Below are 17,820 nucleotides of genomic sequence, written 5' to 3'. Positions count from 1 at the left end.
GCGCGGCCACACACCGCCGTCGCCCAAAGCCAACACCGCACCGCCCGGCGGCCGCAACACGGATGGGAAATCCGCGGCCCGCCGCGTCAGCCCCGCGTACGGCGACGCCGTCCGGTCCGCAGCCCGAGGTGCGCGAAGGCCACGTCCCGGACCCGCTCCACCGTCGCGGGGTCGACCGCCGCGAGCACGGGGACCGCGTGGTACCAGCCCTCGCCCGCGAGCGCGCGGTCCAGGAAGCGGCGGGCGCGGCCCTCGGTGGCGGGACCCGCCGGAGGGGGCGTGCGGTACGCGGCGAGCGCGAGGGCCGTGCGCAGGACGGGCCGGTGCGTCCCGAACGGGAGGACGAGCGGCGGGACTTCGTCCCCTCCGGTGAGGTACGAGGCCAGGGCCGCGTACAGCTCGGCCCGCTCCGAGGCGTCGTCGACCCCGTCGACCAGGTCCTCGGCCGCCTTGTCGTCGCCGGAGACCACACGCGCGAGGGCCAGGGCGCCGGTGGTGTCGAACGAGCCGGCCCCCGGCTCCGCCTCCTCCAGCAGACGCCGGGACGCCTCCGGTTCGGTGCCGGCACAGAGCAGGGCCCGCAGCACCCGGTTGTCGGCCCGGGCGCCCCGCGGTTCGTCCAGCGGCAGGAGCACCAGCGCCTCCGCCAGCCGCCGCGCCCGCTCCGGGTCCCGCCTTCCGGTGGCGGCCAGGAGCCCGGCAAGGGGCAGGACGGCCCCATAGCTGCCTGCCTCGGTGCGGGCCCGGCCCTCGATCCGGTCCGCCAGTGCGGCCGCCGCCGCGGGGTCGTGCCGCCACAGCCGTGCCGCGACCGAGGTCCGGCACGCGTCCCGGAGGGCATGCGCCTGGGGCAGATGTCCGTACTCCCAGGGCCGGTTCGGCTCCAGGCAGTCGGCCAGCGCCATGGCCCGCTCCCCCTCCCCCGCGTCGGCCAACGCCTGCGCCGCAGCGGCGATGGCATGCGACCGGAGACCGATGCCCCCGACGCCTCCCGCCTCCTGGGCTGCGGCCTCGGCGAGCGAGGGCGCGTCGGGAAGGCGCGCGCCGGTGTCCGCGAGGGAGACCGCGGCCAGAGCGCCCGCGCGGATGTCGGGGCTGCCGATCGTGCCGATCAGCCGCTCCGCGTCCGCGAGTTCACCGATCGCGGCGCAGCCGGTGGCCAGCGCTGCCGACGCCTCGTCCTGTTTCCGGTCGACCGCGTCGCTCCCGGCCCGTGACGCGGCGTGCTCGGCCGCCCCCAGCACCTCCACCGCACGCCCGGGTTCGCTCCCGACGAGGGCTCCGGCGGCCGCGGCCAACGCCTCGGCGGCCTCCCTGGGGTCGGGAAACACCTCCGCCACCGCGCCTTCCAAGTCCCGGACCTGGCCCTCCCGGGCGAGCGCCCGCCCGATCGCGCAGGGCAGTCGGTACGGCACGAGGGACGGCGGGGAACCCGCGGCCTCCCTGAGCTCACGCAGCGCCTGGGCCGTCGCTCCGGCGTGCCCGTGGTGCGCCCACGCGAGCGCCACCGAGGCCCAGACGTGCGGCGGGAAATCCCGGACCATGTCGAAGCGGCCGCGGGTGAGCTCGATGAGCTCCTGGGCCTTGACCGGCTCCCCGGTGACCGCCAGCGCGCACACCGCGTCGTGCGTCGGTGCGAGCCGCACGTTCTCCCCGGCCCCGGCGTGCCGCGTCAGGAACGCTGCCCACCCGTCCGTCCGCTCGGCGTACCGTGCGGCCTCGCGTGGGCGGGCCCGGGCGAGTGCCGCCGCGGCCGCCGAGGTCACCGCCGTCGACGTCGCCGGTTCCGCGTCGGCGGTGTGCCGCACCCGGTCGAACAGCCGCCCGGCGCGGCCCGGTTCGTCCTCGGCGCAGGCTTCCGCCATCGCGGCCAGGGCGCCGATGCGCTGCGAGGCGGTCGGCAGGCCCTCGGCCGCCTCCTCGGCCCGGCTCCACAGCTCGTCCGCACGCACGGACCCGGCGCGGCGCGCGGCGAGAGCCAGCTCGGCGGGCACCAGGGGCCGGCTGCCGCCGCCACTGCCCCGCGGCAGCAGCCGCAGGGCCTCGTCCTCCCGGCCCGCCCGCGTCAGGGCCACGGCCGCGGTGTGCAGCGCGTCGTCGGTGTCCTGACGGAACCTCCGGCGGCGGTCCCGCAGCCGCTCCTCTGTCGCGAGCGCGACTGCCTCCCGGGCGAGGGACACCGCCCGCCGCCGGTCCCCCTCCGCCTGCTGCCCGTCGTCCCCGTCCCGCTGTCCGCCCGTCTCCGCCAGGACCCGCGCCACCCCGGCCAAAGCACGGGCCCGGTCGACGGCCCGGAAGCTGCTGCGCGCCAGCGACACGGCCCGCTGGAACTGGCCCAACCGGGCCGCGGCGAGGGGAAGTTCCGGGGGCAGCGCCTGGTTGCGGCGGGCCAGCAGGTCGGCGGCGGCGACGAGGACGGCCTGGCTGCCGACGTCGTCCGGGTCCGCGTCGCGCACCGCGGCCCGTACCGCCTCGGTCTCGGCCAGCGCGGCGGCGTCGCCGCCGGTGACCTCGCGCATCCGCTCGTGCCGCCCGGCGTCGGTGGCCAGGGCCGTCGCCCTGCGGACGTCGCCGAGGGAGAGCAGCATCCGGGTGTAGGGCTGGAGCAGGTACGCGGGGGTCTCCTCGGGCCAGCCGCGGGCCGCGTAGCCGTCCGCCCAGGCGTGCAGCCGCGTCCGGTACGGGCCGATGTCGGGGCCGAGCGCCTCCAGTGCCGCGACGAGCAGCGTCTCGTGCGCGAACAGGAAGCCGCGGGTGCCGGTGTAGCTGTCGTACTCGGCGAACGTGCCCCGGGTGCGCAGGATGCGGCCGAAGGTGCCGCCCAGGTGCCGTTCCACCTCGTGCTTGGTGCGCAGGGTGAGTTCCCGCAGGTCGAAGGAGGTCAGGCTGCCGCGCGCGGCGGCCAGCAACCCGACCATCTCGCGGCCGAGTTCGTCCTCCAGCAGCAGGTCCGAGAGCTCGTACCTGGCCTCGTGCTCGGTGTGCCGGGCGGCCTCCACCGTCGCCAGCTGCCGCACGGTGCAGTGCCGCAGCGGATGGCCGCCGCCGACGTCCGGCGGCACCCCGGGGCGCGGCCTGCTGGTGACGAGGACGCGGACGTTCGGCGGGAGCCGCTGCGGCAGCAGCGAGGCGATGCTGGGGGTCCGGCCGCCGGCGGCCGCCGACTGGTCCTCGTCCAGGCCGTCGACGACGAGCAGCAGGGTGCCCGCGTCCCGGGCCACCCGCTCCGCGGCCTCGTGCAGCAGCTGCCGCCGTTCGCCGTCGCGGGCGACGGGCGAGGCGTGCCCCGAGGGTTCGCGGCCCGCGACGGCGGCGAGCTGGTGGACCACCGCGTCGGTGTACGCCTCGCTGTCCGCCTGACCGGCGAAGCGGGAGGTGACGAAGAACCACACGGGGACGACGCCGCGCGGCGGGTGCAGCGCGAACGAGGCGGCCAGCGCCGTCTTGCCCGCCCACGGCGGACCCTGCAACCACAGGTACGGTTCGGCCCCCGCGCAGAAGGCGACCAGCCGCCGCAGGTCCCGCTCGCGGCCCAGCAGTTCCTCGGGGGCGATGTCCCGCAGCTGGGCCGTGTAGGCGGCCTCGACGAGGCCGAGCCGGTCCGGCGGCAGCACGTTCGGCAGGTCAGCGGTGCCGAGCCCGTGGCCGAGCGCGGCCTCCAGCTCCGCCAGCTCCCGCGCGGTCAGACGCTCGGCCCAGCGGTCCACCCGGCTCGCGGCGATCCGCCCCGGGCCGTCGGAGCGGTGGTGGCGGGCGACGACGCCGACGATCCGGCCGCCGCTGAGCACGGCGGCGCCCGACATGCCCTCCCACGGCGAGACGTCGGCGGCCCGCGCTTCGCCGGGCGGCGTGACGGTCAGATCGAGGGTGCCCTCGCGGCGGTTGGACAGCAACGCGCAGGTGGCCAGGACGTGTTCCGAGTCGCGGAACCGCGACGCGTCCTCCCCCGCGCGCAGCTTGAACCGGGGGAAGCCGACGGCGCTGCACCGCAGCACGGCGTCCTGCTCGGGAATCCGGCCGAAGCCGAGCGGCTTCGCGGCGGGCTGCCCGTCCGCCTCCGGCAGGGCGAGGACGGCGACGTCGATCCCCTCGTGCCGCCAGGCGACGGCGGCCTCCACCGTCCGCTCGCCCGGGCGGTCGGCGTCGAAGCGCACCCGGAGCGCGGAGGCGCCGGCGACCACGTGCGCCGCGGTCAGTACCCGCGCCGGTGCGGTGAGGCAGCCCGAGCCGCGGCGTCCGGCGCCGTCCGGCAGCCCGACGATGATCTCCGCGACGTGCTCGGCACGCAGCCCGTCGTCGAGCTCCATGCCCGGATCAGCGCTCCCCGTCGACCTCGTCACCCGCGATCAGCGCGGTGGCCGTGGTGCCGTCCGCGGCCACCGTTCTCGGTTCCAGGGTGAGGGTGATCCGCTGCGTCCGGGAGGCGGTCTCCTTGCCGCTGCCGCCCGCTTCGAGCACCCAGAAGCGGACCCTTCCGTCGGCTCCGGCCTCGCGGTCCACGGCGACGGTCGCCTCGATCTCGGCCGTGCCGAGCGCGAACCGCACGGCGTCCCCCTCCCCGTCCGCCATGGCGGCGTTCAGTTCGCGCCTCAACTCGCGGATCATGTCGGATAGTTCGATCACGTCGTGGCCCCCCTCGGCTGCTCACCGGACTGCGTCGACCTGCGCCGGTCTGCATCGTACAAGGCCACGCCCGGCGAACCCGGGCGCCGGTCAGGGGGTGAAGCGGACGGGGAGGGTGTTCAGGCCTCGGACGAAGACGCCCTCCTCCCTCGGGGTGCGGCCGTCCTGGAGCGCCAGGCCGGGGAGGGCGTCCAGGAGCATCGAAACGGCGGTCTCCACCTCGGCCTTGGCCAGCAGGGCGCCGACGCAGAAGTGCCGTCCGAGCGCGAAGGCCAGGTGGTCGGCGGCGGCGCTGAAGGCGGAGGAGGCGGTGAGGTCGGGGCGGTGGAGGTCGAAGACGTCCGGGTCGGTGAAGCGCTCCGGGTCCCGGTTGGCCGCGCCGATCAGGCAGTTGACGGTGGACCCGGCGGGGACCGTGCCGCCGGAGAGCGTCACGTCCGCCGCGGCCTCCCGCATGATCATCTGGACCGGCGGGGTACGACGCAGCGTCTCGGCCAGCGCCGGGCCGATCAGCGTGCGGTCCTCGCGTACGGCGGCCAACTGCGCCGGGTGTTCGAGGAGATGACGCAGCACACCGGAGACGGCCTTGTCCGTGGTCTCGCCGCCCGCGGCGAAGAGCAGCGAGACGAACGCCTTGATCTCCTCGTCACTCATCCGGGTCCCGTCGATCTCCGCCTCGCACAGCACCGACAGCAGATCGTCCCCCGGGGCGGCGCGGCGCTCCCGGATGACGGGGATCATGTACGCCGCCAGCTCGTCCCGCGTCCGCAGCCCGGCCGCGGCGACCTCGGGATCCTGCGAAAGGTTGGAGAAGAAACCGACGATCGCCGTGTACCAGGCGTGGAACCGGGGGTGATCGGCCTTGTCCAGCCCCAGCATGTCGACAATGACATTGATCGGGAAACGGGTGGCGAAGGCGTCCACCAGATCGGCCGTGCCACTCCCCGTACGCAGAATGCCCTCGATCAACTCGCCCGCATTGCGCTCGATCACGGGAAGGAACTTCTCCTCCAGCGTCCGCCCCCTGAACGCCGGAGCCAGCAACGCCCGACGCACAGCATGCTCACGCCCGCTCAACTGAACAATGGTCCGCCCGTGCACAGGCTCCAGCTGCCACACGTAATTCTCGGTGGTGAACACCGGCTCCCGGAAGGCGCGTTGGACATCCTCGTACCGGGAGACGAGATAACTCCCCGTCGCCTCGTGCCACAGCAGCGGATACTCCTCACGCAGCACCCGATACGCCGGATACGGATCCGCCGCAAACGCCTCGGACAGGATGTCGGGGGGTGCGCTCTGGGGCATGGGGGCTCCTCCTCCGGCGGGGGGGTACACGGTAGTGGGGTGGGGGCTGGGGGGCTATGGGGGTGTGCTGGGTGGGGGCACGGTGCGGGCGGGTACGCGGTGTGTACGGGTGGGCGCGTGCGACGCGGGCGCGCGGCGTGCGGTCTGCGGGGGGGGCGGCGCGGGAGAACGGCGCACGGGTGGCCGGGCGTGCGGTGTACGCGCGGGGTAGGGGCGGCGCGTGGTTCGTGGTTCGTGGTTCGTCTACATGTCCGCGTGGCTGCCGTGAAGCCGGGGGTGTCCAGTCCCGAGTCGGCGAAGCGCTGTGTCGAGTCCGGCGAGAGTGGTCAGTTGCAGGCAGCCGGAGCGGCGCGTCCCGCAGCGAGTGCGCCCCGTCCCGCCAGGCTCAGCTCTGGGATGGTCAGACGTGGGTGGCGAGATCCGGACCGTCCAAGACGTGCGGCCCTTCCCACCGAGGCGCGGCACAAGGACCGGCAAGGAACGGGCCCTGCAACGCATTCGGCCCGGGCTCCGGTATCGAGACGCTCTTCGACGCCATCACCGGTTCCGCCACCATCCCCACGTTCCACAGCCTCCCACCACCTGACCCGTCGGCCACGACCTCCGACGCACCCGCCCGCTCAACTCGACGTTCGTACCCCCGCGTTCACTGCTCCGGCTCGCCGACAACCCACGCGCCCCGCACTGATCGCTCTCCGCCTCGCCCCCCCCGAGCCCTCGCGCACCCGGGCCCGGGCCACTTGGGGACGGGCACGCGGGGAAATGGGCGGACTAGGAGCGCGGGGCATCCGCCGACGCACCGTCCCAGGTGATCTCGAAGTACCTGACACCTGCGTCCTCTCCGGCCGGCCACATCCCCGCCGCCGTCATGACGTACTGCGACGCGAGGTTGCCGTGATCGGCGTCCCCCTTCACCCGGGTGACACCACGCGACCGCGCGAACAGCAGCAACCCGCGCAGAGCTTCGGAGGCATACCCCCTGCCCCGCACCGACGGGACCAGCCCGTAACCGATCGTGACGCTGCCGTCCTCACCGACCGGCCCGTGAAACCCCAGACCCCCGATCACCCGACCGTCCTCACGCCGCCGGATCGCATAGGTACCGAACGGCCGCGGATCCCCGACCCGGGCACAGACCTCCAGAAACCGCCTCGCAGCAACCACGTCCCCACCGGTGGGATACCCCCACGCCCACCGAACACCACTCCCCGGCTCCCCCGCTACCACTCCCTCCGCCTCCCTGACACTCATCGGATGAAGCACCAGCCGCTCTGTCAGAAGGTCATCCATGAGGCCGAGGGCTATCACGCGGGGTGACGGGGACGCACTTGATTTGCCGGCCGCGGGACGCGAACGCGGCCGGGCACCATCGCTGTCTGTCGCACCATCACTCTGCTTTCCGTTACGGGCCCCCTGCCTCCGCCCCGCGTCCCGGTTCGCAATCATCCTGCGAGCCCGGGCGCCGGAGCACGAGACGACTATTCGCCGGAGGCTGCGCGTGCGCCCGCCCCGAGGATCGGAGTGCTTGACGCGCAGGGGCGCGAGGCTTCCGAGCGCTTCAGGCCCCTGCCACTGGCAGCGATACGCGGTGACCCCCGACTCACTGGACCCTGGTCGGTGACATACGCGGCCCATCGGTACCCGACCTGGCCTGCAACACCTTCCTCACCGACGTGCTCGGCGTTGACATCTCCCGTGAAATGGCAGCTGTGGCCCAGCAGTTGGAGGGCACGCGAGCCGCTGAACGCAGACCACGAGGTGGGTCGCGCCCCAACTACGCCCACTCGGCCGACCGTTCGACCTGGCTCTCGCCCAGATGCCCAGCTACGGACACCGGCGCCACGCAACGCACGACGCTCGCACGCCGGAGCCCGGATCCCGACGACGAACTGTTCGCCCTCAGCCCCCACTTCAACACCCCAGCCCTGGAAGGCTACGGCCCCACCGCAAACTCACCGGCCAGAAGACAGAACTATCCCCCCCCCCCGCATACGCATCACACCCCTGTTTGCTCCACCTGCCTCCTTCCTCGCTCCCCCGCTGCGTCGCACGGCGTACGAGACCGCGCCTGCGAGCCCCCGGAATCCGCGACATCGGCTGGGCCCCAGAAGTGTCCGAGTCTGGACTCCGCGCATCCGACACCGACTTCGGGTCAGACCTCCGCGCCAATCCCCCACTGAAGATGCCGCCTGCCGAGAGCCTGAGCCACCTGGGCGGGCGAGCGCAGCAAGCAGGTTGGGAGCGAGCGCGGGATAGAGGCACGGTCCCGGCGCCGCCGCGCAGCTGCGCCAGGACCGTACCCGTGACCATGGCCCTGCCCACGGCCGTACCGGCGTACCGGCACTACTCTTCGCGCTGGAACTCACTCTCGGCCTTGTCCGCGTCCAGGTCCGACTGCGCTGCCGCGTAGAGCTCGCGGACGAACTTCTCGGCTTCGGCGCGGTCGATCCCGTCGGACAGTGCTAGCAGGCGCTCCACCCACCGGGCGAGGGGGTCGGACATATCACTCAGCTCCCACAGTGCGTCGCTTCTCCGATGGCCGTGCCCACCGAATACGCGCGAACGCGTCCCCGCCGAGCACCGGGGCATCATCGACCGGTCGCCCTCCCCGCCGCCGCACCACGCGCGGCCCCGCGACGGTTCAACCCCAACGGCCGAGTTCCGGGCCGAACATCGCCGATGATGTCGCGCTCACGTCACATTGTCCGGTTCCGGTTCTTCCTTTGTCACAGGCGCGCGTGGCCGGGTCCCTGCGCGGAACGGCGGCGGCAGGTCCGTGGTCCCAAGGGGCAGCAGGGCTCACTCACGGGGAGTGAGCAGCAGCGCCCCGAAGGAGACACGATGCGCATTCAGAAACTTTCGGCAGCCGCCCTGACCCTCGCGGCGGGTCTCGCACTCAGCGCCTGCCAGGGCACCAACGCCCCGGCAGCACCCGACAAGGCCTCCACTCCCTCCTCCTCTGCACCTTCTTCGAACTCACCCCAAGGCTCCGGCGGAAACGGCAACTCCGACGCCTCCGGTGGGAGCGGTTCCGAGAGCGCCGAGCCCGAGAGCAAGGGCGCCCCGGCCTCCATTTCCCCGCCGGGGCCCGACTCCGGCTCCACCCCCGCCGGTTCTTGCCGAACTTCACAGCTCGGCTTCCGCAGCTCCCACGGCATGGGCGAGGGCGACATCCTGGTCAGCCTCAAGAACACCGGCTCCGTGACCTGCACCCTCCAGGGCTTCCCCGGCGTCGACCTCAAGAGCAAGGAGGGCACCGCCAGCGCCGAGCGCAGCACACTCGACGCCCGCAGGATCAACGTGCGCCCCGGCGAGGAGACCCGCTTCACCCTGCACTACCCGCCGAACCACACCGGCGGCAGCGGCCTGACCTACACCAGCCTCACCATCACCCCGCCCGACGAGACCCGCTCACACACCCTCCCCACCGACATCAACGTCCCCGTCTCCGACACCCCCGCCCCCATCGAGGTCGACCCCATCGGCACCGGCAAGTGACATGCAGGCCCCGCAGGACACCGCAGGACATCAAGCCGGCCCACGGGATGCCAATCAAGAGTCACTGCCGCCAGTCAGGCCTCACGGGTGAGGATTGTGAACTACCGGCTGCCGGTTGTGAGCCACTGAGCACCGGCTACCGGTCGCCCGCCGCCGGTAGCCGACCACCGGTCACACGTCACCGGATCGCCGGTTACCGGTCATCGGTTACCGGTCGCCACAACTGCCGGAGAACGGGCAGGCGGGCGGCCAGCCGCAGCAGGCGCCCGAGGCCCGGCAGGAGGACGACTCGTGGCTGCACAACGGCCAGGACCTGGTGGAGCCGGGCCCCGCCGGCGACTTCAGCGGCGAGAAGATGCTCATCGTCGAAGACATCCGGAAGTCACCGACCAACGATGATGGGACACCGGACCGCCAGCCTCTGACCACGAACCACCAGAACACCCGTTACCGGTGCCTGGTCTCCAACCGTCGATCACGAGCCGCCGAGGCACTCGGCACCGAACCAGCCACCGTCCACCGACCGACCTCGGCCCCGTCGGTCAACCGTCCTGTTCAGACAGGGCGTTGGCGACGAGTTGGCGTGCGTACGGAGCGTCGAGGTGGCCGGGGCGGAAGAGGATGCGGTACATCATCGGCGCCACGACCAAGTCGAGCACCGTCTCGCTGGCCGGGACGTCCTCCCCGCGCTCGGACGCCCGGTCGAGGACGGCAGCGACCTGCTCCTCCGCGTACGACGAGCACTGCCCAGCGTTGCTGCCGTCCGGGTCCCCGAGCAGGGCGTCCCGGATGTAGGCCCGCCCCGCCTCGGACGACATCTCCTCCAGGAACTGTTCGGCCCAGGCCTCCAGGTCGGCGACCAGCGAGCCGTGATCCTCCGGCGGCGCCTCGGGGCGCAGCCGCTCCACCGCGACGTCGGAGAGCAGCTCCTGGAGCGTGCCCCAGCGCCGGTAGACGGTCGACGGAGTGACTCCGGCCCTGGCGGCGACCATCGGGACGGTCAGCCCCTCGCGGCCCTTCTCTGCCTCGAGTTCACGCACGGCGTCGTGCACCGACTGCTGCACACGGGCGCTGCGTCCGCCGGGACGCGCCATGGGTCGAGGGCTCATACCTCCATTCTAAAGCCACGCACTTGCGTTTAGCGCCTCCCTCCCGTACCGCCTCACCCGCCCGTCCGCCCGGCTCCCGCTTGCCCTGCTGGCCTCCTGTCCCCCACCCCGGCCCTACTCCACCTCCTCACGCGACACCGGCGACCGGCTCCGCGATGACCGAACCTCTTTCTCCTGCCTCCGAGTTGGCCACCTCGTGGGCGCGGCCGACGCGCAGCAGCTCCGTCTCGCCCCACGGACGCGCCATGAGCTGGAGGCCGATCGGCAGCCCGTCCCGGTCGTGCCCGGCGGGCACGGTCAGCGCGGGCACGCCGGTGATGTTCGCCGGCGCGGACAGTCGGACGTAGGCATCGGAGACGCTCTCCGTACTGCCGTCGGCCCAGGTGAAGGCGGACTGGCCGACCCGTGCTGCCGCCGCCGGGACGGTGGGGGCCGCGATGACGTCGACGCTCTCGAACAGCCGCGTCCACTCCTCTCGCATCAGGGCGCGCGCACGCCGGGCGCGCAGGTGATCCACAGCCGGGACTGTGACACCGGCTTCCAGCAGCACCCGGACCTCCGGGGTGTACAGCTCGGGCGTCTCCCGCAGCGTCCGTTCGTGCACAGCGGTCGCCTCGGGGACCATCAGACCCCATTGGACGGCCTGGACGTACCGCGCCATCGGGATCTCGACATCGACGAGTTCCGCACCCATTGCCTCCAGTCCGGCGACGGCACGACGTACTGCCGTCTCCACCTCGAGGTCGACGTGCTCGAAGTAGTAGTTGCGCGGAACACCCACGCGCACGCCGCGCAACCCGGACACGGCGCCTTCTTCAGACACGGGCCCGCCGTCCCCGGGCCCTGAAACGGACGCGTGATTCCGCCTGTTGGGCGCGTCCAGGGCAGCCAGGACGAGCTCGGCGTCCCGCACCGTGCGGGTGATGGGCCCGACGTGGTCGAGGGACCAAGACAGCGGCGTCACACCTTCGCGCGGCACGCGGCCGTACGTCGGCTTGAGCCCGACGACGCCGTTCAGCGCGGCGGGGACGCGGATCGATCCGCCGGTGTCCGTGCCCAGCGCGAACGGTGCGGCACCGGCGGCCACCGCCACTGCCGAACCGCCGCTGGATCCGCCCGCGACCCGCTCGCAGTCCCGGGCGTTTCGGGTCTGAGGTGTGGTCAGCCCGTAGGCGAACTCGTGGGTGTGGGTCTTGCCGAGCAGGGCGGTGCCGGCCTCGGCCAGCCGGGCGGCCACCGTGCTGTCGGCCTTCGCCACGTGTCCCTCCCGGACTCGGGAACTGGCCGTGGTGGGCAGACCGGCGACGTCGATCAGATCCTTCAGCGCCATCGGCACTCCGTGCAGCGGCCCGCGGAGCCGTCCGGCGGCATGCTCCTCCCCGGCCCGCCGGGCCGACTCGCGCGCACGGGCGGCCGACACGGTGACATACGCGCCCAGCAGCGGGTCCATCTGCTCGATCCGGGCCAGCACGGACTCGGCCAGCTCCAGGGGTGACAGTTCGCCGGCCCGCACCGCAGCGGACGCGGTGGCCACGTCGAGTTCATACGCGCGCATCGGCAAGCTCCTCTGCCGGGGAAACGACCGCCGGGGACGCCGTCGCCAAGGACTCGGCCACCGGCGACGTGCTGTCGAGGTCCAACTCCCTTAGGACTCCGATGACATCGGCGATGTGGGCGGCCGTCGCCGCGACATCCGCCTCTCGCCCCGACGCGAGCGGGACTCCCGCCCTCCGTGCCCAGCGGGCGACTTCCGGCGGCGTGAGTTCAACGCTGCTCATGACATCCCCTCCCCTTGCGTTCAGCCCCCGGTTCCGAGTCGCGCCCGGCGCGACCCCCGAAGAACCCAAAAGCTAATCGATTGCGTTAGCCGCACTCTAGGCCCTACAGTGGCTTCACGCAAATAATTCGCTTTAAGCGTCGATGTGAACCGCCCGCACAGAGCCCCAGCCGCACAGCACCCGCCCGACGACCACGTCGCGAACCCCACCCCCCGTGTCCTGTCGCAGCTTTCGAACCTCTCCAACGCCCCCCTCCGCCCCCGCACGAGCACCCACGTGACGCCCCACCAGACAACGAGGCCGACATGTCCGCCACCGCCCGCGCCACCAACCACACCCCCGCACACACCCCCGGCATCCCAACCTGGGAAGTGGGGAACATCGCCGTCCACCGCATCGACGAGACCTCGCTCCCGCCCGCCACCGGCCCCTGGCTGCTCCCCGAGGCCACCGGTGAAGTCGTGACGCAACACCCCTGGCTGAGCCCTGACTTCGCCGACGAGCAAGGTGTCCCGCGACTGGCCAGCCACAGCTTCGCCCTCACCACGGGCGGCCTGCGGGTCCTCGTCGACACCGGCATCGGCAACGGCAAGCCCCGGGCCAACCCCGCCTGGAACGACCTGAACACCGACTACCTGGACCGGCTCACGCAAGCCGGCTTCCCGCCGGAGTCGGTGGACCTGGTGATCCTCACCCACCTGCACACGGACCACGTCGGCTGGAACACCCGGAAATCCGGAGGCACATGGGAACCGACCTTCCCCCGTGCCCGCTATCTGACGAGCCGCACGGAGTGGGACTTCTGGGCCGGCTACGCGATGGACGAGCCACGGCGCCAGATGTTCCGCGACTCCGTGGACCCCGTCCGCGCGGCGGGACTACTGGACCTCGTCGACGTTGCCGAGAACGGGACCGACGTCGCGCCCGGCCTGCGCTTGCTGCCCACCCCCGGCCACACGCCGGGACACCTCGCGGTCGGGCTACGGGACGACGATGCGACGGCGCTGATCACGGGCGACTGCGTGCATCATCCCGTCCAGCTGCCGCACCCCGGCATCGGCAGCTGCGTCGACATCGACCCGGTGCAGGCCGAAGCCACTCGCCGTTCCCTGATCAGGTCCCTCGCGGACACCGAAACGCTCGTCCTCGGTACTCACTTCCCCCCGCCCACTGCCGGACGTCTGCGCACCCATGGCACCACCCACCGTCTCGCCCCCGTACCGCCCGAACTCCGCACGGAGCGCCTGTGAAACGACGCACCCCACACCTCGGAAGGACCGCCGTCCCCTCCTGGACGCCCCCACTCCCGTACACACACCGGCCCGCCGCGCCGGAAGGCCGGCGAGGCGGGCCGGTGTGCGGCCGCGACGGCGAGGCGTCAGCGAACGGTTACGGTGAACGCCGGGGAGGCCACGCCTCCGGCGACGGTGCGCAGTTCGTTCTTGCCCTTGAGGCCGAGCTGGACGTGCATCCCGTACGTACCGTCATGGCCGACCGGAACGCGGATCGGCAGCGTGACCCACTTGCCGTGCTGCTTCTGCTGGAGCACGGCCGTGCTGCCGTGCTTGATACCGGTCGCCTTGCCGAGCACCCGGAAGGGCTGCCACAGCCGCACCACCTTCCGGTCCGCGTGCGCATGGTTCGTCGCGCGCGCCGACTCCGCCCCGGTCCCGGCGGAAGGCTCGGCGGGTCCGTGCTGCGGCTGCTGTACGGGACGCTGCTGGTTCTGCTCGGCAGGGCCCGACTGGGCGTCCGGCGCGGGCGGTTCGGGTGCGCCGACCGCGACGGGGCGGAGCTGCTCGGCGGTCGGGGTGTCGTCCGCCGCGGCCGACGCCGCGACGGAGCCGAGCACGCTCAGGGCAAGGATGCTGGTCGCGACGGGGCGGAGAAGGGTGCGTCTCACGTGGGGTTCCTGTTCTGCTCGCGGGCTCGCTGCTGGTCCCGCGAGTATGAAAAACCGACATGGGTGGGGCCGGGCCGCCGCGCGGCACCACGGGAGACTCTCGCCCCGCTGGCGTACAGCGGGCACTCCCCTATCGGCGGCACGGTGACAGCAAGACGGTTCCGCTGCGGCGGGGCGGGCCATCGGGTCGCGAGAGCCATACGGCGGACGCAGTCTCGAGCCGGCCCGCGAGACCGTCCACCCTGACAACCGGCCACCGGCGCCACACCTCCAGCCCCTCGCACGCCCAGCTCGTCACCCGTCCACGCCATCCGGCCGGCTGACACCCCGAACACCTCCGTCCGCCCAACTGACTGCCGCGCAAGCCCTGTTGGGTCAAAGCAACGGCACCGGCGGGCCGCGGGGAGGGCGTCGCCGGTGCCGTCCGGGGGTCGGGGCTCAGCGGGCCCGGTCGGCCTGGAGCTCGGCCTCGGTACTTTCCTGCGCCTGGGCGGGGACAGGCGTGGGCTGCCCATCAGCCGGGGTGGGCCGTCGGGCGCCCTGATCGAGGGCGGCGCCGAGGACGACTACGACGGCGCCTGCGACGAGGAGCAGGGACACGCCCCAGGTCGCGTGGGTCGTGCTCGCGCCGACGATGGCCAAAGCCGCGAGCGGAGCCAGGCCGCCCGAGACGGCGCCACCGAACTCCCGCCCGGTGCCGACGCCGCTGACCCTGACGTCCGACGGGAACTGGCGGGAGAGGAAGGAGCCCTGCGGCGCGAACATGGCCGGCGCCAGGACGCCGGTGGCGATGACGAGGCACACCCAGATCGCGGTGGTGTTCCGGGTGTCGAGCAGCATGAAGAAGGGGAACGCGAACAGCGCCGAGGCAATGCCGCCGGCCACCAGCACCCGGCGGCTTCCGAAGCGGTCGCTGGCCCACCCGAAGAGCGGCACGGTGAAGATCGCCGCGGCGCTGGCCAGGGTGATGCCGAACGCGCCGACACCGGCGGGGACGTCCTGGAAGTCGGAGAGGTAGGCCATCGAGAAGGTCTTGAAGATGTAGCTCAGCGCGTTGTACCCGAGAGCGACGGCGAGCACTGCCAGCAGGCCGCGCCGGTTCCGGCGGATCAGCGAGACGAACGGGATCTGACGGGCCGCCGCTCCGTCGCCGTCTCCCGCGCCCTGCCGCTTACTGCCCTGGAAGCCAGGCGACTCGGGGACGCGGCGTCGTACCCACAGCCCCACTCCGGCGAGGGCGAAGCTCGCGACGAACGGGATGCGCCAGCCCCAGGTCAGCAGGGCTTCCTGGCTCAGGCCGGTCAGGGCCGTGACCGTCAGAGAGGAGAGCAGGAGACCGAGGTTGAGCCCCAGCGCGGGCCAGGCGCCCTGCCTGCCGCGCCGTCCGTCGTCCGCGTGCTCGTAGGCGACCACGGCGGCGCTGCTGTACTCGGCACCGGAGCCCAGGCCCTGCAGGATGCGCAGGACCACCAGGGCGACGGGGGCGAGGACGCCGACGCTTCCGTAGGTCGGCAGCAGGCCGATCAAACCGGTGGAGACGCCCATCAGGATGAAGGTGATGATCAGTACGTTGCGGCGTCCGATGCGGTCGGCGAGGTGGCCGAACAGGATGCCGCCGAACGGCCTGGCCAGGAAGCCTGCCGCGAAGGTGGCAAACGCGGCCAGGGTGCCGGCGGTGGCGTCGGTCTGCGGGAAGAAGATCTTGCCGAAGACCAGCGCGGCCATGGCCGCGTAGAGGTAGAAGTCGTACCACTCCAGGGCCGATCCCACGATGGTGGCCGTGGCCACGCGGCGGCGTGCGGCCCGGGGATCCGGGTTCTGCGCCGGGTCCGGCGAGTGGGGGTGCGGGGTGTTCGCCATGAGCATTCCTCGATCACCGTTGAAGGAGAGAAGGTGCGGTGGGGCTGTGGGGGGGGGACGAGAGGGAGGGGTGTTCGGGGCAAGGTGGGGCCGGGTCGTCGCCCCAGCCCGGGCCCCGAAGTCCCCTGGCGGGCCTAGCAGTCGCAATCCTTCCGACAGCCACGGCCGTTCGGCCGGGCTCGAGGGATCGGCGGGTACAGCAGGTAGGCAGGACTCGCGGGGGCTCAGGAGGCCCAGCGAATCCGACCCGCCCATCGGGACAAGCAACCCCGACGGGCTGGCGGGCCCGGAAAACCCGGGGCCAGGGAGTTCAGCAACCCGGCGGGCTCAGCGATCCCCTCGAGTTCGCGGACTCGGGAGCCGCTGCGGGCCCGCAAGGTCAGGCCCGGAGGCCCGGGCTCGGGGGCCGCCCTGCCTGGACTCAGCAGGCTTCGCGTACGGAGCGCGCGGGGCCGGGGAGGTCGAGTGTTTCGAGGGCGTCGGAGGCGATGCGAGCGCCGATGTGGAGGCTGGAGGTGGCTGCGGGCGAGGGGGCGTTGAGCACGTGGACGGCGCGCGGGGTGCGGCTGATGACGAAGTCGTCGACCAACTGCCCGTCGGCGGTGACGGCTTGGGCGCGGACGCCGCTGCCGTGCGGGCGCAGGTCGCGGCTCTCGATCTCGGGGACCAGGCGCCGGACGTCGCGTACGAACAGCGGCCGGATCAGTGAGCGGCTGATCTCGGCGGCGCCGTACCGCCAGAAGCGGCGGGCGAGGCCGCGCAGCGCCGGGTCCCGGAGCAGTTCGCCCACCATGCGGGGGTCGATGTCGCGCCAGCGGTATCCCTGGCGGGCCAGTGCGGGGACGGCGTTGGGGCCGACGTGGACGGAGCCGTCGAGCATGGGCGTGATGTGCACGCCGAGGAAGGGGAGTTCGGGGTCGGGTACGGGGTAGACGGGGTTGTTGACCAGTCCCCGGCGGGCGGGGCGTACCTCGGCGTACTCGCCGCGGAAGGGCATGATCCGCACCGTGGGACGGTCGCCGGCGGCTGCCGCGATCCGGTCGCTGTGCAGCCCGGCGCAGTTGATGATGATCCGCGCCCGGAATTCGCCGACCGGGGTGCGGATGACCGTCCGGTCGCCCGCGGTCGTGAAGGACAGGGCGGGGGCGCCGGTCAGGAGGTCCGCTCCGAGGCCGCCGGTCTCGGCGGCGAGGGCCTGGCACACGCGGCCGAAGTCGGTCATCGCGGTGTCGGCGACGGCCAGCGCGGCCACGCCGGCGACGTGCGGTTCGGTCTCGGCGATCTCGGCCCGGTTCAGTCTCCGTACCGTGACGCCGTTCGCGCGGCCGCGGTCGGCGAGCGTCTCCAGTCCGGGGAGTTGGGAGGTGGAGGTGGCGACGACGAGCTTGCCGGTGCGCTTGACGGGGACCTCGTGCTCCTCGCAGTAGCGGATCATCGCCTCGCCGCCGGCCCGGGCGAGGCGCGCCTTGAGGCTGCCCGGCGGGTAGTAGAGGCCGCTGTGGATGACGTTGCTGTTGTGTCCGGACTGGTGGGCACCCCAGCGGGCCTCCTTCTCCAGGACGGCGACGGAGAGTTGGGGCTGTGCGCGCAGCAGCGACCGTGCCGTGGCGAGCCCCAGCAGTCCGCCTCCGATGACGGCGACGTCGATGGCACGTGACATCCGGCAAACCTTCCCGAGAAGTGGCCCGCAGCTTCTGTATACAGTCGCTGCGAATGAAAGCGAGCGAGAATGTATACAGCCGCT

Annotated in this window: 13 protein-coding genes; 2 read left to right on the top strand and 11 right to left on the bottom strand. The window is 72.8% G+C overall.

Translation table 11 applies throughout. From position 1 onward, the window contains the following. Positions 1-86: 86 nt before the first annotated feature. The 5 genes from HCC30_RS13850 to HCC30_RS13830 form a co-directional block, all read right to left on the bottom strand. On the bottom strand, positions 87-4,307 hold the full coding sequence (locus HCC30_RS13850; RefSeq protein ID WP_169442801.1) for a trypsin-like peptidase domain-containing protein: 4,221 nt from the start codon (positions 4,305-4,307) through the stop codon (positions 87-89). A gap of 7 nt (positions 4,308-4,314) precedes the next feature. Beyond that, the gene (locus HCC30_RS13845) at positions 4,315-4,623 is read right to left on the bottom strand and encodes a trypco2 family protein (RefSeq protein WP_169442800.1); all 309 of its coding nucleotides are present in this window, start codon (positions 4,621-4,623) and stop codon (positions 4,315-4,317) included. Positions 4,624-4,713: 90 nt separating this feature from the next. Next, positions 4,714-5,928 carry a cytochrome P450 gene (locus tag HCC30_RS13840; RefSeq protein ID WP_169442799.1) on the bottom strand — a complete coding sequence of 405 codons (1,215 nt, stop codon included), beginning with the start codon at positions 5,926-5,928 and terminating at the stop codon, positions 4,714-4,716. 771 nt (positions 5,929-6,699) lie between these two features. Next, positions 6,700-7,218: a GNAT family N-acetyltransferase gene (locus HCC30_RS13835; RefSeq protein WP_169442798.1), complete on the bottom strand. Its 519-nt coding sequence runs from the start codon at positions 7,216-7,218 to the stop codon at positions 6,700-6,702. Positions 7,219-8,271: 1,053 nt separating this feature from the next. Then, positions 8,272-8,430 (bottom strand): hypothetical protein, encoded by a 159-nt coding sequence (locus tag HCC30_RS13830; protein WP_169442797.1) that lies wholly within the window; start codon positions 8,428-8,430, stop codon positions 8,272-8,274. Between the two features lie 654 nt (positions 8,431-9,084). Here HCC30_RS13830 and HCC30_RS29165 point away from each other — a divergent pair. Beyond that, complete coding sequence (locus HCC30_RS29165) at positions 9,085-9,426, top strand: DUF4232 domain-containing protein (RefSeq protein WP_346776621.1); 342 nt, start codon at positions 9,085-9,087, stop codon at positions 9,424-9,426. Between the two features lie 542 nt (positions 9,427-9,968). Here the strand turns inward: HCC30_RS29165 and HCC30_RS13820 are convergent. From HCC30_RS13820 to HCC30_RS13810, 3 genes are all read right to left on the bottom strand, one after another. Then, on the bottom strand, positions 9,969-10,535 hold the full coding sequence (locus HCC30_RS13820) for a TetR/AcrR family transcriptional regulator (protein ID WP_169442795.1): 567 nt from the start codon (positions 10,533-10,535) through the stop codon (positions 9,969-9,971). A gap of 127 nt (positions 10,536-10,662) precedes the next feature. Next, on the bottom strand, positions 10,663-12,090 hold the full coding sequence (locus HCC30_RS13815; protein WP_169442794.1) for an amidase: 1,428 nt from the start codon (positions 12,088-12,090) through the stop codon (positions 10,663-10,665). Next, a complete protein-coding gene (locus HCC30_RS13810) occupies positions 12,077-12,313 on the bottom strand; it encodes a hypothetical protein (RefSeq protein ID WP_169442793.1) in 237 nt (78 codons plus the stop codon). The genes HCC30_RS13815 and HCC30_RS13810 overlap by 14 nt, the downstream gene beginning before the upstream one ends. 305 nt (positions 12,314-12,618) lie before the next feature. On the opposite strand from HCC30_RS13810, the gene HCC30_RS13805 reads away from it, so the two are divergent. Further along, positions 12,619-13,563 (top strand): MBL fold metallo-hydrolase, encoded by a 945-nt coding sequence (locus HCC30_RS13805; RefSeq protein ID WP_169442792.1) that lies wholly within the window; start codon positions 12,619-12,621, stop codon positions 13,561-13,563. Between the two features lie 128 nt (positions 13,564-13,691). Here the strand turns inward: HCC30_RS13805 and HCC30_RS13800 are convergent, their stop codons facing one another. The 3 genes from HCC30_RS13800 to lhgO form a co-directional block, all read right to left on the bottom strand. After that, complete coding sequence (locus HCC30_RS13800; RefSeq protein ID WP_169442791.1) at positions 13,692-14,216, bottom strand: hypothetical protein; 525 nt, start codon at positions 14,214-14,216, stop codon at positions 13,692-13,694. Positions 14,217-14,654: 438 nt separating this feature from the next. After that, complete coding sequence (locus tag HCC30_RS13795) at positions 14,655-16,076, bottom strand: MFS transporter (RefSeq protein WP_169442790.1); 1,422 nt, start codon at positions 16,074-16,076, stop codon at positions 14,655-14,657. Positions 16,077-16,497: 421 nt separating this feature from the next. After that, positions 16,498-17,736: an L-2-hydroxyglutarate oxidase gene (lhgO, locus tag HCC30_RS13790; RefSeq protein WP_169442789.1), complete on the bottom strand. Its 1,239-nt coding sequence runs from the start codon at positions 17,734-17,736 to the stop codon at positions 16,498-16,500. Positions 17,737-17,820 lie beyond the last annotated feature (84 nt).

Origin of the sequence: Streptomyces sp. HNM0574 (assembly GCF_012726235.1) — a bacterium.
In the GTDB taxonomy this organism is placed as follows: Bacteria; Actinomycetota; Actinomycetes; order Streptomycetales; family Streptomycetaceae; genus Streptomyces.
The sequence above is the reverse complement of the archived record's forward strand: the minus strand, read 5'-3'. Positions and strand labels throughout refer to the sequence as shown.